Origin of the sequence: Aurantimonas sp. E1-2-R+4 (assembly GCF_036549515.1) — a bacterium.
GTDB lineage: Bacteria > Pseudomonadota > Alphaproteobacteria > Rhizobiales > Rhizobiaceae > Aurantimonas > Aurantimonas coralicida_A.
Genome location: NZ_JAZHLK010000008.1, coordinates 31,198 through 46,389, shown reverse-complemented (window position 1 = coordinate 46,389; position 15,192 = coordinate 31,198). Strand labels below are relative to the sequence as shown.

Genomic DNA, 15,192 nt, shown 5'->3' with positions numbered 1-15,192 from the left:
GCGACCGGCCAGCCTCCCAGTGTCGTGGCCCGATGCATGGCGAAGCGCGAACAGGGAGCCAACGGCGATGCGTTCGTACAATCTCATGGTGATGGAAGGCGACGGCATAGGGCCAGAGATCGTGGAGTCGACGCTGGCGGTCCTTCGCCATGCGGCATCGCTGCACCGCATCGAACTGGCATTCGACGACGAAACAGTCGGCCTCGCGGCACTCGAAGCCTTCGGCTCCACATTTCGGAATGAAAGCTGCGAGAGAGCTCGCGGCGCCGACGGGTTGATCCTCGGGCCAGTTTCCCACAACGTCTATCCGCCGGTCGACAAAGGTGGCGTGAACCCGTCCGGCACACTCCGCAAGCAGCTCGATCTCTATGCCAATATCCGACCTGCCCGCACGCGACCGGGGATCACGCCACGGGTCGGTGTCCCGATCGATCTGGTGATCGTGCGCGAGAACACGGAGGGCTTCTACGCCGACCGCACGATGTTCCTCGGCGGTGGCGAATTCATGCCGACGCCGGACCTCGCCCTCGCCGTGCGCAAGGTCACGCGGCAAGCCTCGCTCAGGATCGCCGAGAAGGCATTCGCGATCGCCGCAGCGCGCCCCCGCAAGCTGGTGACGGCGGTCCACAAGGCGAATGTTCTGCGGGTTTCGGACGGACTGTTCCTGGATTGCGTGCGGGAGGTCGCCGCCCGCTATCCCGACATCCGCTACGAGGAACAATTGGTGGATGCGATGGCCGCGCATCTCGTTCGCGACGCCTCCCGTTTCGACGTGGTCGTCACCACCAACATGTTCGGCGACATCCTGTCGGACCTGGCCTCGGAGCTCGCCGGAAGTCTGGGATTGGCGGCTTCCCTGAACCTTGGCGACTGCCATGCGATGGCGCAGGCCCAGCATGGCTCGGCGCCCGATATCGCCGGTCGAGGCATCGCCAACCCGGCCTCGCTCATCGGGTCGGCTGCTATGTTGCTGGCATGGCTGGGCGAGCGTTTTTCAGACGACGCGCCGCTCCAGGCTGCCGCCGCGATCGATGCCGCGCTCGACGCGACCATCGCCGACCCTGACACCCGCACCGCCGATCTTGGCGGCACCTGCAAGACGGCGGCCTTCACGCAGTCGCTGATCGCACGAATGACCGTGGCAGCACGGGCGTAATACCGATCCAACTTCTCGCCATTCTACGCTAACCGTGGAGCAGCAGCACGCGGGCGGCCAAGGACCGGCGGATATGCTCGCGCGCGACCTGTTCGGCTATATCTGCATCGCGTGCGGTAACCGCTTCCACGATAGCCGCATGCTCCCGGCAAGCCTCGGCGTGGCGGCCTGGGACGGAGTAGGTCGTGGGGCCGAGCAAGGCGATGGCGTCCTGCATCTCCTGCAGCGCCGCATCGAGATAATGGTTACGGGCGGAGGCGTAGAGCGTGTCGTGGAAGCGATGGTTGAGGTCGGCGGCCAGATCGCTCGCTTCGGGGGCCACAGCGGCGAACCGCTGCCCGATGTCGGCCAGCACCTGGTGCTCGGCCGGCGCGCCGTGCTGTGCTGATAGACGCGCGGCGGCGCCCTCGAGGATTTCCCGCATGGCGTAGAGTTCGAACACTTCCGCCGATCCGAGACGGCGCACGACCAGCCCGCGGCCGCTCGCAGGCTCGACCAGGCGCTTGGCCAAGAGGCGGCTGAACGCTTCCCTGACGGGCGTTCGGCTGACCTTGAGCCGATGCGCCACTTCCTCCTCGCGTAGCCGATCTCCGGGACGGTATTGGCCGGCACGGAGAGCGTCCCGCAAGGCGTCGAAGACATATTGCGACAGGCCCTGCCGATTGCCTTCGCGCGCGCCGGAACCTGGTGACGCTGCTCCTGTAACCATGACTACGCCTCTCTGAATGCGCCGCCGATGGTGCTGTGGATAGCACGCGGCTGTTGACCAGTGTAGCAACTTGTGTTTTTTCGTATACAAATAAATACGAAGCCAACCTTAACGGACTAGGGCAGCCATGGCGGACTGGGACAAGCGCTGGGACGTGCTCGTGGCGGGCGGCGGTAACGCCGCCCTCTGCGCGGCGATCGCCGCCCGGCGGGAGGGGCGTTCGGTGCTGGTGGTGGAGGCAGCGCCGAAATTCTACCGCGGCGGCAACACCCGGCACACCCGCAACATGCGCTGCGCCCACGATGCCGCGACCGAGACGTTGTCGGGTCCCTATGGCGAGGCGGAATTCTTCGACGATCTGATGCTGGTGACGGCGGGCAACACCGACGAGACGTTGGCGCGCCTGATGATCCGCGAGTCGAAGGCGATGCTGGACTGGATCCAGGAACAGGGAGTGCGGTTTCAACCCTCCCTGGGCGGCACGCTGAGCCTGGGGCGGACCAATTCGTTCTTTCTCGGTGGCGGTCGTTCGATGCTGAATTCGCTCTACCGGACGGCGGAACGGCTGGGCGTCGTGGTCGCCTACGATGCGGAGGTGACGGGGCTGGAAATCGAGGACGGCGCCTTCCGATCCGCGACTGTCACGACGCCGAAGGGAGCGCATCGCGTCGTCGCGGCGAATTTCGTTGCCGCCTCCGGCGGTTTCGAAGCCAATCTCGAATGGCTGAAGGAAGGCTGGGGCGACAAGGCGGACAACTTTCTCATCCGCGGCACGCCCTACAACAAGGGAACGATCATCCGCATGCTGCTTGAAGCGGGCGTCGAACAGATCGGCGATCCGACCCAGTGCCACGCCGTGGCGATCGACGCGCGGGCGCCAAAATTCGACGGCGGCATCATCACGCGGCTCGACTGCGTCGTCTTCGGCATCGTCGTCAACCGGGATGGCGCCCGCTTCTACGACGAGGGCGAGGATATCTGGCCGAAGCGCTATGCGATCTGGGGACGACTGGTCGCGGCGCAGCCCGATCAGATCGCCTACATCATCTTCGACGCCCCATCGCTGGAAAAGTTCATGCCGTCGCTGTATCCGCCGGTCACGGCCGGATCGGTCGGCGAACTGGCGGACAAGCTCGGCCTCGATCGGGAGGCGCTGCAAGACACCGTCACCAGGTTCAACGCGGCGGTCGAGGGCGGCCGTCCCTTCGACCATACGACGCTCGACGGCAACCGGACGCGCGGCCTTGAAATCGACAAGACCAATTGGGCCCAGCGCATTGAGACTGCGCCTTTCTATGCCTATCCGGTGCGGCCCGGCATCACCTTCACCTATCTGGGCGTGCGCGTGAACGAACAGGCGCGGATGATGATGGCCGACGGCCGGACGGCGCCGAACATGTTCGCGGCGGGAGAGATCATGGCGGGCAACGTCCTCGGACAAGGCTACGCGGCCGGTATCGGCATGACCATCGGCAGCGTCTTCGGGCGGATCGCCGGACAGGAGGCTGCCCGCAATGCATAGGACCGATGCCCTTGCCGAGGCCGACCGGCTGATGACGGTTTGCAACTCCTGCCGCTACTGCGAAGGCCTGTGCGCGGTATTCCCGGCGATGGAGATGCGGCGCGACTTCCAGGACGGCGATCTCAACTATCTGGCCAATCTCTGCCATTCCTGCGGCGCCTGCTATTACGATTGCCAGTTTTCTCCGCCGCATGAATTCGCGGTCAACGTGCCCAAGGTCCTCGCCGAAGTCCGCAACCAGTCCTACGAGCAATATGCTTGGCCACAGGCGTTTCGCGGGGTCTTTGCCCGCCATGGCCTGGTCGCGGCATTGCTGGTGGCGCTATCGGTCGCACTCTTCCTGATTGGATTCGTAGCCTGGAACGCGCCGGCAGCCCTGTTCACGGCGCATCTCACGGACGAGAATTTCTACGCGCTGATGCCGCACAACGCCATGGCGCTGCTCTTCGGCACGGTCTTCCTCTTCGCAATCTTTGCCCTGGGCATGGGCGCGCGCAACTTCTGGCGTGACATCGGCGAGCCGGCCGCGACGCTTGCCCAGCCGGCCGCGCTCGCTCACGCGGCCCATGACGCCGGCACCTTGCGTTATCTCGACGGGGGCGGCGAGGGCTGCATGAACGAGGACGAGGCGCCAACCGATCGCCGCCGAATCTACCACCACCTGACCTTCTACGGGTTCATGCTCTGCTTCGCCGCAACATCGGTCGCGACGCTTTATCATTACGTCTTCGGGCGCGTGGCCCCTTATCCCTGGTGGGACGTGCCGGTCATCCTCGGCACGCTGGGCGGAATCGGGTTGTTGATCGGCCCCGCAGGTCTTCTCGCAGCGAAACTGCGCCGCGACGAGGCGCTGCAGGATGGTAGCCGGTTCGGCATGGATACCGCGTTCCTCGCCATGCTGTTCCTCACCGGCCTGACGGGGCTCATGCTGCTGTTCCTGCGCGCGACCCCGGCCATGGGGGTGCTCCTGGCTATGCACCTCGGCTTTGTGCTGGCCCTGTTCCTGACCCTGCCCTATGGCAAGTTTGTGCACGGCATCTACCGGTATCTGGCGCTGGTTCGCTATGCCAAGGAGAGCAAGACAATCGAACAGGAAGCCGCCGGTGCCGGGGCATAAAAGCCCCACGCGGCTGCGCAAACAGCTGATCACGCTGATCATCGCCGCTGTTGGCGTCGTGCTGTTCTGGCTGGCGGATATGCCCCTGCCGTTCCTTCTGGGTCCGCTGTTTGCCTGTCTCGCTGCGGCGATGGTTGGGGCAACGCTGGCCGACTCCGGTCAGGTCGGCGTCATGATGCGCACGGTGCTCGGCGTGGCCGTCGGCTCGTCCATTACGCCGGATCTTCTGACCCGCCTCCCCGGCATGGCCTATTCCGTCGCCCTCGTGCCGCTGTTCGTCCTGATCATCGGACTGATCGGGTATCCGTTCTTCCGCCGCGTCTGCGGATTCGACGGGCCGACATCCTACTACGCCGCCATGCCCGGCGGATTTCAGGACATGGTGATCTTTGGCCAAGAGGCCGGCGCGGACATTCGCGCCCTGTCGCTCATCCACGCCACACGGGTTCTGTTGATCGTCACGCTCGTCCCGTTCCTGATGACGTCTATCTACGGCCAACCGCTCACCAACGCGCCGGGCGCCGCGCTGGCCGACATTCCGGCGCGCGAACTGTTGCTGATGATGGTCGCCGCCCTGGTCGGCTGGAAGGGCGGCGAACGGATCGGGCTGTTTGGCGCCTCGATCATCGGGCCATTGGTCGTCGCGGCTATTTTCAGTCTGCTCGGCCTCATCGAGCACCGCCCCCCGGCGCTGGCGATCCTGGCAGCGCAATTCTTCATCGGCGCTGCGATCGGCGCGAAATACACTGGCGTCAGCTGGCGCGAATTGCGGGTCGACGTCCTGGCGGGCGCGGCCTTCTGCGTGCTGCTCGGCATCGTTGCGACGATCTTCGCCGAAGCCGTGGCGCTGGCGGGCTTTGCTCCGGCCGTCGAGGCGCTCTTGTCCTTCGCGCCGGGCGGTCAGGCCGAAATGGCGATGCTGACGATCATCGCCGGCGCGGATCTCGCCTTCGTCGTCACCCACCACATCGCCCGCATCGTGGTGGTGATCGCCGGCGCGCCGATCGTGGCGCATTTCCTGAAATGGAAGGATTGTGAATGAGAATCGCCATTCTCGACGACTGGTCCGGTTCGGCGCTCGACTATGCCGACTGGGCCAGCCTCGGCGCCAGCATCGAGGTGTTTTCCGAGCCCTTTTCGTCCACCGAGGCGCTGGTCGCCGCTCTCCGTCCGTTCGACGTGCTCTGTCTGATGCGCGAGCGCACCCCCTTCCCTGCCCCTGTGATCAAAGCGTTGCCGGCGCTGACGCTGATCGTGACTACCGGCGCGCGCAACAATGCGATCGATCTCGAGGCGGCGCGGGCAGCCGGGATCACGGTCTGCGGCACCCGGGCGCGCAAGACCACGACGGCCGAACTGACGCTGCTTCTGATCCTGGCGCTGTCGCGCAACCTTTTCGGCGAAGCCGGGCGGCTACGCGAGGGCGGCTGGCAGGGGCCGCCGGGGCGCGACCTCGATGGCCTCCGGCTCGGCCTGATCGGCCTGGGGACCGTCGGCGCACAGGTCGCCCGGTTGGCACAGGGTCTGGGAATGCGCGTCAGCGCCTGGTCGCAAAACCTGACAGACGCGCGCTGCGCCGAATGCGGAGTGCCTCATGCGCCATCGCTTGCGGCTCTGATGGGCGAAAGCGACGTGGTTTCGATCCACCTCGTGCATTCGCCGCGGACCGATCGCCTGATCGGATCGGACGCTTTCGCCGCGATGCGAGACGGCGCCGTCTTCGTCAACACATCCCGCGCCGGAATCGTCGATACGCCGGCGCTCCTTGCCGCAATGCGCGCCGGGCGACCGGCCAAGGCCGGGCTTGATGTCTTCGACGCCGAGCCACTTCCGCAGGACGATCCGCTTCGCGCGGCCTTCGCCGAGTTCGGCGACCGCCTGCTCGCCACGCCGCATCTTGGCTATGTCACCGACGAAACCTGGCGGCTGTTCTACGGTGACACCGTCGAGGCCGTCGCCGCCTGGCGCGACGGCACGCCGATCCGAGAGCTATAGCCACTTCGTCGGCTCAGCGGCTCCAGACCGCGCCGGGCACCATCAGTTGCCCCTTTGCCAATAGGCGCGCCGTACGCAGCAGCCCCGCCGAGCGCAGATCGAAGCCGTCGGACCCATGGGTGAAATCGGCCGCGACCTCGATGTTTCCCGAGGCGTGCTCGATCGTGACCACGGCGGGTCCTTCGACCGGACGCTCGGCCAGGCCGTCGGCGACGGTCCCGGGGACCAAGGCGCACGAGGCGAGGCATTGGGCGCCGGTGACGGCCATCGACGGATGACAATTCCAGGGCATGAAGTAGCGGGCCGAGATCGTTCCACCGGAACGGGCGCTACTGAGCAGGCCGAATTTCGGCATCACCGATTTCGACACGTCGCCGAGCCCCATCCGGCGTCCGGCCTCCTGCCGGATCGGCTCCATACGGGCATAGAAGTCGCGATTGGCGTCGAGTTCCTCGGCGCTCTCCTCGCCGGTCAGGCCGAACGCGTCGGCGCGCGCGATGACGATGGGCATCGCCACGTCCATGCAGGTGACCTCGACCCCGTCGATCACGTCGCGCAGATTGCCGGTCGGCAGCAGCGCCCCACAGGTCGACCCGACCACGTCCATGAAATTGAGCGTCACCGGCGCCGCCGTCCCCGGCACGTCGTCGATACGCGCATCGCCATCATATTCGACGAATCCGTCCGGCGTCTGCACGATCGCTTCGATCCGCGCTTCGGTATTGACGGCCCGGATGCGCACCGGTGTCTGCGGACCCTTGATACCGACCAGCCCCATCTCGATCGCGGCGGGGCCGACACCGGAGAGGATGTTGCCGCAGGTCGGCTTGAAGTCGACCAGGCCGTCGAGCACCGAAACCTGGGCGAAGAAGTAATCTACCTCGGCCCAGTCGTCTTCGGACCGAGACAGCATGGCGACCTTGGTGGTCACCGCCGCGCCGCCCCCGATTCCGTCGATGTTGAGCTTGTGGCCGGAGCCCACGGCCGCGACCAGCACCCGCGCCAGTGACTCGCGGTCCTCGGGAAGATCCTGCCTCGCGATATAAGGGCCGCGAGAGGTCCCGCCGCGCATGAACAGGAAAGGGATTTCGGTCTGCCGCATTGATGCTACCTCAAAGGCCAAGGGAGATCGACGGCCGATTGCAGCCATCCGCTCGGGAAATTAAGCGACAGGGCGTTGGCCAGGAAAGTGAAGAAGACCATCGCCACCGCCGTCAGGAGCAGTGTGCGCGTCCAGCCGGCTTGCGCCCGCACCCGCAGAAACACCAGGAAGAAGACCAGCGCGCCCAACCAGAATCCGATCAGGGCGGTGATGGCGACCAACGCCGCGATCCAGAGCGCTCCGGCCCAAGGACTGCGAATATCGTCCGCGCCGACATGATCGCCGTGGACCTCGTGATCGAAGATCGCCGGATTGGCATTCTCGCCGAGCACGAGCACCCCGAGCAGCAGCAACGCGAACAGACCGGCGACAGCCGCGCTGCCCATCGGGAAGACCGCCCCGAGGAAGGATTGCCCGGCCGCATCCCAGATCGCATAGGCAAAGATCGCGACGACGAGGGCGGCAAACGCGATCTGCGGCCCGCGGTCGGCCAACGGCGCGCGCCCCGAAACCGAGACGGCGGTCTCGGAGGCACCTGCCGGAGCCGGGGCGCCGGTGTCGTCGACGCGGTTGCGCACGCCGAACCAGATCGACAGCGCCGTCAGCGCGCCGATGATCAAGACGCCGGGACGGCTCAGGAACTCCCAGCCGTAGAACTGCACTGCCTGGTAGAGGTAGGTCTCGGCCTGCGGCGCCAGCACGAAGCCGATCAGCATCGCCGGACGCGGCCAGCCGAACCGCTTCATCAGGACGCCAAGCACGCCGAGCACCAGTAGCGCCACCAGATCGGCCAGGTCGCGCGTCGCCTGAAAGGCGGCGAAGGAAATCACCGCGATCATGAACGGGGCGAGCAGCGGAAACGGAATCGTCGTCAGCCGCGAGATCGGCTGCGCCAGTGCGATACACAGCCCCGCGCCGATGACATTGGCAAGGGCAAGCGACCAGATAATCGAATAGGTGATGTTCAGATCGGAGGTGACCATCGAGGGGCCAGGCTCGATGCCGATCAGCACCATGCCGCCGAGAAACACCGCCATCGACCCGGATCCGGGAATACCGAAAAGCAGCGTAGGCAGCAGCGCACCGCCCTCCTTGGCGTTGTTGGCGCTTTCCGGAGCGATCACGCCGCGAATATCGCCGTGGCCAAATCGCGAGGTGTCCTTGGTCGTCTGCACCGCATGACCGTAGGCGATCCAGTCCACCACCGATCCGCCGAGGCCGGGGATCGCGCCGATGATGCAGCCGATGCCGGCGCAACGCAGGCTAAGGAACCAGTGGCGCAACCAATCGCGGACGCCCTCGAACCATCCAGCGCCGAGAGCGACCCCACCGGTAATGGACTGATTGCGGCGCAGCAATTCGGCGATTTCGGGAAATGCGAAGAGTCCGAGGCCAACAACGACCAGCGGCACGCCGTCGTAGAGATAGTCGAAGTCCAGGATCATCCGGAATTCGCCGGTGGCGGGCGCGCCACCGACCGAGCCGAGCACCAGCCCGATCCCGCAGGCCGCCAGCCCCTTGGCAAGACTGCGGCCGGCCAGCACGCCGACCATGGAGAGGCCGAACAGCGACAGCATGAACAGTTCCGCGGAGCCGAATGCGAGGATGATCGGCCGTGCGATCAAAACGAAACCGGTCAGGACGACAGCCCCGAACAGGCCCCCGAAGAGCGAGGAGACAAAGGCGGCCGAGAGCGCCCGCGCTGCCTGGCCCTGCTTGGCCAACGGAAATCCGTCGAGCACGGTGGCCTGGCTGGCACTGGATCCGGGAATGCCCATGAGGACCGACGCGAAGGTGTCGGAGGTCGGGATGACCGCGATCAGGCCGATCAGCATGGCCAACGCGGTGACCGAGTCCATACCGTAGAGAAAGGGGATCAGCAGCGACAATCCGGCGATGCCGCCGAGGCCGGGGAAGACGCCGATCGACAGGCCGAGCAGCACGCCGAGCAGCATGTAGAGCATATGCTGCCACGTCAGGAGTTCGGCGAGTGCCGAAACGAAGACGTCGAACATGGCGGTGACCTCCCAGCGCCGCGTTAGAGCGCCGTGCGTCCATTCGAACGCACAAAGGACGCTCTAACACTTTGATTGAGCATCGAAATTATCCAAAAACCGGATTCCACTTTTTGGTCCGATGCTCCAGACTCGTAGCGGGCGGCCCCTGCGAGCCGCCCGCCACATCACATCAGGGGGTCAGTCGTCGCTCAGCTTGACGTTATATTCCGTGCCCAGCATGTCGACGACCTGGCTGCGCAACTCGGGCGAGATCGTCGTACCTTTGTCGTACAATGCCTGCGCCGGCTTGCCGGTGACCTGCTCGTAGGTGCCCAGGACCGGCTCCTTGGCCGACTGGTATTCGGGATCGGCCTTCATCTGGGTCACGGCGTCCTGATAGGCGGCGACGATGTCGTCGGGTGTGTCCTTGGGCAAGAAGACCATCTTCTGGGCCGGAAAACCGGCGGTGAAGAAGGCGAAATAGGCATCGAACTCCGGACCCGACGGCGCTTTTCCGGTCAGCATTTCGTAGGCTTCCCCGAAATGCGGCAGGTCGGGAAAGGTCGGATCGCGGACGAGATTGCCGTCCTCGTCCAGCGCGCCCCAGGAGAACAGCGGAACCGCCTTGCCCTCGTCGACCAGCGGCTGCACGTTCTTCAGATAGGCCGAAGACGTCTGGTAATCGATGTTGACCTCGCCGCGCTCGAAGGCGAGGCGTCCGTCGCCACGGCCCTTGAAGCCGAAGACGTGCTGGACGTCGAGGCCCATCATCTGGAAACCGAGCAGCGGAACCAGATCGAGCGAGGTAGCGCCCTGGCTCGCATAGACCAGCTTCTGATCCTTCAGATTGCCGATGTCATCCGCTGTCGGAACCAGTTCGGGAGAGGCATAGACGACACCGCCGGTCGGCGCGGCCATGACGATCTTCCAATCCTTGTATTCATAGCGGACGCGCGGATCGCCCAGAAGATACGGGAACTGAGTCGAGCCCGACGTGCCGAGGATGGTCAGGCCGTCCGGCTTTGCGCGGCTGGCGAAGAGGTTGGTGCCCTTGGTCGAACCACCGCCCGGCTCGTTGACCACGACAACCGTGGGGTTGCCGGGCAGATATTTGGAGAAGAACGGCGCGTTGAACCGCGCCCAGGTGTCCGAACCGCCGCCCGGCGAGAACGGGATGATCCATTCGATAGTCTTGCCTTCGAACGAGACCTGAGCCGAAGCCGGCCCCGACACGGTGAGCGCGGCGAGTGAAGCCGCGATCGCCAGCGTCGCGCGGCGCGTGAAACTGTTAAGTGTCATTGGGTCCTCCCAGACCGTTGCATTGATTGTCGAGAGCAGATGACGGTATCCCGCGCTCCGCGTCTCCTCTCCCATAGATCTGCCGGCGTCGTCGAAATCGCGGGGCCAGCTTGATCCGGGCCTGTTTATCCGCGCAACCTGTCTGAACCCTGTCAAGGGCCGGAGGACCATGCGAATTGTATTGATCGAAGACAATGAGAGCCTGGCGCGTGGAATCGCCACGGCGCTGCGCGATCTCGGACATGCCGTGGACTGCCTTTTGGACGGCAGCGATGGTGCCACTTATCTCGCCACCCAAGGCGCCGACGTCGCGATCGTCGATGTCAACCTGCCGGGGCTGAGCGGCTTCGATCTGGTCCGGGCATTGCGGCAACGCGGGGATTCCACGCCGGTGCTGATGCTGACGGCGCGGGGCGAGACAAGCGATCGGATCACCGGGCTGGACGCCGGCGCCGACGACTATCTGGTCAAGCCATTCGACATGGCCGAGCTAATCGCCAGACTGCGTGCGCTTGCACGGCGGCTACCGGGCTTGCGGCCCGTCGAGGAAACGCTCGGCCGGCTCCGGTTCGACCACGGGGCGCGGCAGCTGTTCGGGCCGCAGGGCCCGATCGACCTCGCGCGGCGCGAACTCGCGCTGTTCGAGTATCTGCTGCAAAATCTGGGGCGTGTGATCGCGAAAGAGCAAATCGGCGAGGCGTTGTATGGCGTCGGTTCCGAGATCGAACCGAACGCGGTGGAACTGGCGGTGTCGCGGCTCCGACGCAAGCTGCGCGAGACCGGCGTCGAAATCCGCACGGCTCGCGGGGTGGGCTACATGCTTGATGCCGGCAATGACGGGCAGCAATGAACCGCTCGCTGCGCTCTCGGCTGTTCCTGCTGATCGTCTTGCCACTGGTCGTCGTCGCCGGCTTCGCCGCCGTGGCTCGCTATGTGATGGCCGAGCGGACGTCGCAGACCCTCTACGACAATACTCTCCTCGCCGTCGCATTGGCGATTTCCCGCGACGTCGTCCTCAGCGAAGGCGATCTCCTGTCCGAGCAACTGTTGGAATCGCTGACCCAAACGCTTGGCGACGCCATCTATTACGAAGTCACCGGCCCCGGCGGACGCTTCGTCACGGGATATACCAACTCGCCGCCGCAACCGGGAACCGAAGAAATCGCAAGCGGCGTTCCCGCCTTCTTCGACGCGGAATATTTCGACGCGCCCGTTCGGGCGGTCATTCTCCGCGAATTTATCTCCGAACCGCAATTCGGCGGTTGGGTGACGGTCAAGGTCTGGCAGACCGTCCGCCAGCGCGACGCGCTGAGCTTGCAACTGGCTATGGAGGCGTCGACCCTCATGGCAGTGGTAATCGTCGCTGCGGGCGCCTTCGTCTGGTTTGGCATCAATTTCGGCTTGCGGCCGTTGCTGCAATTGCGCGAAGCCGTCGAGCGCCGTTCGCAGGACGATCTGAGCCCGATCCGGCGAACTGTGCCGCGCGAGGTCAAGAGCCTCGTGCGGGCCATGAATGCGCTCTTCCGGCAGCTCTCCGACGCCTTCGCGGCGCGGGACGCCTTCATTTCCAACGCGGCGCACCAGCTGCGGAACCCAATTGCGGCGATCCTCGCCCAAGCCGAGGCGGCCGAGGCGGCACCGCCGGACGCGGATTTGCGCGGACGCGTCTCGGAGGTCGCCGAAGCGGCCCGGCGTACCGCACGCCTGACCCAGCAACTGCTATCCTTGGAACGGGCGCGCGGCCTCCCGCCCGGATCGAGCGAGGGAAAAATCGAACTCGCGAAACTGGCCGCCGACATATTGCGCGGACGAGCGGCTGCCGCATTGCTGCGTGGAATCGACGTGTCGCTGGACGTGGCGGGGGAACCGGTCCTGATACGAGGCGATCCGGTGTTGCTCGGCGAGGCCCTCGAGAACCTTCTCGATAACGCCATCCGATACGGATGCCGGGACGGCGGTGCTGTCCGGGTCGCGGTCCGATTCGAGCCGGGAATTGTTCGTCTGGCCGTCGAAGATGACGGGCCGGGCGTCCCAGCGGACCAACGAGACCGCGTCTTCGAGCGGTTCCAGCGCGGTGTCGACGACGGGGTGGAAGGCTGCGGACTCGGCCTCGCCATCGTGCGCGAAATCGTCGAGCGGCACGGCGGACACGTCTGGTTGGCCGACGCGCCAGGTGGCGCGCGGTTCGTCATCGAATTGCCTGTCGCGAGGGCCGCTGGGTAACGCATGGGTTCGACCCGACCGGTTTGGACCAACAACGGCGACGCGGCTACCTTGCGGCTACCCTTTCGCCACGGGCGCCGCCGTGCGCCACGATGACGCGGTCGGCATCGCGACCGTAAACCTCCTCATAGTGGTCGAAGGCGCTTTCGAACCAGCCGATGCCCTGGGTCGCTGATCGGAGCGCCTGCCCCAGTTCCTCCAACGCGACGGCGGGAAGTCGCGTACGCAGCAGATCCCAGCCGCGTGCGTCCGGATTCGGTTCGAAGCCCAGCACGCGCCCCTTCAGCGACGAGATCATCGCGACGAGCGCGCCGGTATAAAGGGCGGGCGCGTGGATAGCGGCCTCATGGATCGGCTGCAGCAACATCGGGACCGCCTCCGCCAGCGCCTCGGCGACCGCCGCTCGCCCCGCCGCGCGAAAGGCGAAGTCCGAGCTGTCCACCGCATGGTATTGCCCATCGGTCAGCGTCACGGCGATGTCGACCACGGGAAAGCCGAGCGGCCCTGACGCCAGCGCGTCCCGTGCTCCCGCCTCGATCGAAGGGATGTAGTTTCGCGGCACGGCACCGCCCTTCACCGTTTCGTCGAAGCTGAAGCCGCCTCCCCGCCGGTTTGGCCGCACGGTCAATTTGACGTCGGCGAACTGCCCCGCGCCGCCGGTCTGCTTGCGATGGCGATGGTGGATGCTGGCCGGTCGGCTGATCGTTTCGCGCCAGACGCCGTCGGGCGCGTGGTCCGAGGCCTTCACGCCGAACTCCTCTGCCAGCATGCCGAGGACGCGGCGAAGGTGCATCGGCCCCTGGAGATGCACGACAAGCGCGCCCGTCGCCCCCTCCTGGCCCACCGCCAAGCCCGGATCGTCCTCGGCGATGCGGGTAAGGGCCAAGGAAAGCTTGGCCTGGTCGCGATCGTTCTCTGGCGCGAGGCTGCGCACGAACATCGGTTCCGGTGAGCAGGCCCAGCCGGGCGGATCGCCGCTCCGGTCGGCGAAGAGCAGCCGGCTAGCGGCAAGGTGATCCGACTTGAGCGCCAAGGCGATACCACCGACCGGCAGCGGCGACGGCGCCGGTTTGCCTATCCCCACCTGCATGAGCGCGCCCAGATTTCCGCCGGCGAGCGAGGCCCCGGCGCTCATCCCGTCGACAAGCGCCCGAAGAATTTTCTCCTTGCCGAGATGCTTTCGGTACTGGGCGTGAAACGTGACCGCCATCGGCCCCGCCTCCCCCGCTTCCGATCCGCCGACCAGCCGCTGCCGCAGTGCATCGACGGAAGGGGCCTCATGGCGCAGCAACTTCATCAGCCGAACGACACCTGCACCATGCAGCGCGGAGCCGATCAGCGCCGGGTTCGCGCGGCTCTCGGCCAGAGCCCGGCAGCAGATCGCATAGAGGGCGCCTGTCGCCGGTTCGCGGTCCTCAACGATCTCCTCGAGCAACCAATCGTCGAATTCGGATAGGTTCTCCAGCAGCTCCGCCCGCGCCTCATGCTCACGCGCCACGGCACTCTCGGGAACCTCGACCAAGGCGGATGGTCCTCCCTCCTGGTAGCGCCAGGCGCGCTCGGAGACGAGATCGACCGCGCCGACGACCTGCTCGCCGTCGCGGATCGGGATCTGGCGAAGCACGACCGGATGGCCGCAATAGTCCTGCAGCCCGGCCACGACGTCGCGCAGTCGGGCGCGGGTTTCATCGATCCGGTTGACGAAGACGAGACAGGGCGTGCCCGATGCCTCCACTGCCCGGAAGAACGGCGCCGTGAGCACGGCGGCCTCTGGATCGGGCGAAACGACGATCACCGCCGCATCGCTGGCCAGCAAGGCCGCGCGCGCTTGCGGCAGGGTCTCGATGTCCCCCGGGCAGTCGATGGCGCACCACGGCTCGTCCATGAAGGCGAAGGAAACGATGCCGAGACCGTCACGAGTCTCGAAGCGCTCGCCCACAGCTTGGGGCCCGGCGAGCCGATTGACGAGTGTGGTTTTCCCGGCACCTGCCGGACCGAGAACCGTGAAGCAGCGCATGATCGGCTCCTTTACGCGTCGCACTCGCGGCATTCGGGCGCCCCGCGCTAGGACG

General features: G+C 65.9%; 12 protein-coding genes. 7 read left to right on the top strand and 5 right to left on the bottom strand.

The annotated features are described in order from the left end of the window. The first annotated feature begins 67 nt into the window (after nt 1-67). A complete protein-coding gene (locus VQ045_RS05875; RefSeq protein WP_331829452.1) occupies nt 68-1,156 on the top strand; it encodes an isocitrate/isopropylmalate dehydrogenase family protein in 1,089 nt (362 codons plus the stop codon). 28 nt (nt 1,157-1,184) lie between these two features. Here VQ045_RS05875 and VQ045_RS05870 read toward each other — a convergent pair whose 3' ends face one another. Next, a complete protein-coding gene (locus tag VQ045_RS05870) occupies nt 1,185-1,865 on the bottom strand; it encodes a GntR family transcriptional regulator (RefSeq protein ID WP_331829450.1) in 681 nt (226 codons plus the stop codon). A 127-nt stretch (nt 1,866-1,992) separates the two neighbouring features. Between VQ045_RS05870 and tcuA the strand changes: the two genes are divergently transcribed. The 4 genes from tcuA to VQ045_RS05850 are packed head-to-tail and all read left to right on the top strand — an operon-like array spanning nt 1,993 to nt 6,499. Next, nucleotides 1,993-3,387, top strand: coding sequence for an FAD-dependent tricarballylate dehydrogenase TcuA (gene tcuA, locus VQ045_RS05865; RefSeq protein ID WP_331829449.1), 1,395 nt, complete (start codon nt 1,993-1,995; stop codon nt 3,385-3,387). Next, nucleotides 3,380-4,504: a tricarballylate utilization 4Fe-4S protein TcuB gene (gene tcuB, locus VQ045_RS05860; RefSeq protein ID WP_331829448.1), complete on the top strand. Its 1,125-nt coding sequence runs from the start codon at nt 3,380-3,382 to the stop codon at nt 4,502-4,504. The genes tcuA and tcuB overlap by 8 nt, the downstream gene beginning before the upstream one ends. After that, complete coding sequence (locus VQ045_RS05855) at nt 4,491-5,546, top strand: AbrB family transcriptional regulator (RefSeq protein ID WP_331829447.1); 1,056 nt, start codon at nt 4,491-4,493, stop codon at nt 5,544-5,546. Before tcuB ends, VQ045_RS05855 begins: the two co-directional genes overlap by 14 nt. Next, nucleotides 5,543-6,499: a D-2-hydroxyacid dehydrogenase family protein gene (locus VQ045_RS05850; protein ID WP_331829446.1), complete on the top strand. Its 957-nt coding sequence runs from the start codon at nt 5,543-5,545 to the stop codon at nt 6,497-6,499. The genes VQ045_RS05855 and VQ045_RS05850 overlap by 4 nt, the downstream gene beginning before the upstream one ends. Nucleotides 6,500-6,512: 13 nt before the next feature. Here VQ045_RS05850 and VQ045_RS05845 read toward each other — a convergent pair whose 3' ends face one another. The 3 genes from VQ045_RS05845 to VQ045_RS05835 form a co-directional block, all read right to left on the bottom strand. After that, nucleotides 6,513-7,601, bottom strand: coding sequence for a 4-oxalomesaconate tautomerase (locus VQ045_RS05845; protein WP_327623271.1), 1,089 nt, complete (start codon nt 7,599-7,601; stop codon nt 6,513-6,515). Between the two features lie 5 nt (nt 7,602-7,606). Continuing rightward, entirely contained in the window at nt 7,607-9,616 is a 2,010-nt protein-coding gene (locus tag VQ045_RS05840; protein WP_331829444.1) for a tripartite tricarboxylate transporter permease, read from the bottom strand. 180 nt (nt 9,617-9,796) lie between these two features. After that, nucleotides 9,797-10,897, bottom strand: a complete 1,101-nt coding sequence (locus tag VQ045_RS05835; protein ID WP_327623273.1) for a Bug family tripartite tricarboxylate transporter substrate binding protein — start codon at nt 10,895-10,897, stop codon at nt 9,797-9,799. 169 nt (nt 10,898-11,066) lie between these two features. On the opposite strand from VQ045_RS05835, the gene VQ045_RS05830 reads away from it, so the two are divergent. Both VQ045_RS05830 and VQ045_RS05825 read left to right on the top strand, forming a co-directional pair. After that, nucleotides 11,067-11,747, top strand: a complete 681-nt coding sequence (locus VQ045_RS05830) for a response regulator transcription factor (RefSeq protein ID WP_331829443.1) — start codon at nt 11,067-11,069, stop codon at nt 11,745-11,747. Then, on the top strand, nt 11,744-13,120 hold the full coding sequence (locus VQ045_RS05825; protein ID WP_327647827.1) for a sensor histidine kinase: 1,377 nt from the start codon (nt 11,744-11,746) through the stop codon (nt 13,118-13,120). Before VQ045_RS05830 ends, VQ045_RS05825 begins: the two co-directional genes overlap by 4 nt. 46 nt (nt 13,121-13,166) lie before the next feature. Here the strand turns inward: VQ045_RS05825 and VQ045_RS05820 are convergent, their stop codons facing one another. Continuing rightward, nucleotides 13,167-15,137 (bottom strand): elongation factor G, encoded by a 1,971-nt coding sequence (locus VQ045_RS05820; RefSeq protein WP_331829442.1) that lies wholly within the window; start codon nt 15,135-15,137, stop codon nt 13,167-13,169. Nucleotides 15,138-15,192: the final 55 nt, after the last annotated feature.

What these genes read in the sequence shown, in the direction of transcription:
- VQ045_RS05875 (WP_331829452.1), top strand. Translation starts at nt 68, where the DNA reads ATGCGTTCGTACAATCTCATGGTGATGGAAGGCGACGGCATAGGGCCA.
- VQ045_RS05870 (WP_331829450.1), bottom strand. Translation starts at nt 1,865, where the DNA reads ATGGTTACAGGAGCAGCGTCACCAGGTTCCGGCGCGCGCGAAGGCAAT.
- tcuA (WP_331829449.1), top strand. Translation starts at nt 1,993, where the DNA reads ATGGCGGACTGGGACAAGCGCTGGGACGTGCTCGTGGCGGGCGGCGGT.
- tcuB (WP_331829448.1), top strand. Translation starts at nt 3,380, where the DNA reads ATGCATAGGACCGATGCCCTTGCCGAGGCCGACCGGCTGATGACGGTT.
- VQ045_RS05850 (WP_331829446.1), top strand. Translation starts at nt 5,543, where the DNA reads ATGAGAATCGCCATTCTCGACGACTGGTCCGGTTCGGCGCTCGACTAT.
- VQ045_RS05845 (WP_327623271.1), bottom strand. Translation starts at nt 7,601, where the DNA reads ATGCGGCAGACCGAAATCCCTTTCCTGTTCATGCGCGGCGGGACCTCT.
- VQ045_RS05840 (WP_331829444.1), bottom strand. Translation starts at nt 9,616, where the DNA reads ATGTTCGACGTCTTCGTTTCGGCACTCGCCGAACTCCTGACGTGGCAG.
- VQ045_RS05835 (WP_327623273.1), bottom strand. Translation starts at nt 10,897, where the DNA reads ATGACACTTAACAGTTTCACGCGCCGCGCGACGCTGGCGATCGCGGCT.
- VQ045_RS05830 (WP_331829443.1), top strand. Translation starts at nt 11,067, where the DNA reads ATGCGAATTGTATTGATCGAAGACAATGAGAGCCTGGCGCGTGGAATC.
- VQ045_RS05825 (WP_327647827.1), top strand. Translation starts at nt 11,744, where the DNA reads ATGAACCGCTCGCTGCGCTCTCGGCTGTTCCTGCTGATCGTCTTGCCA.
- VQ045_RS05820 (WP_331829442.1), bottom strand. Translation starts at nt 15,137, where the DNA reads ATGCGCTGCTTCACGGTTCTCGGTCCGGCAGGTGCCGGGAAAACCACA.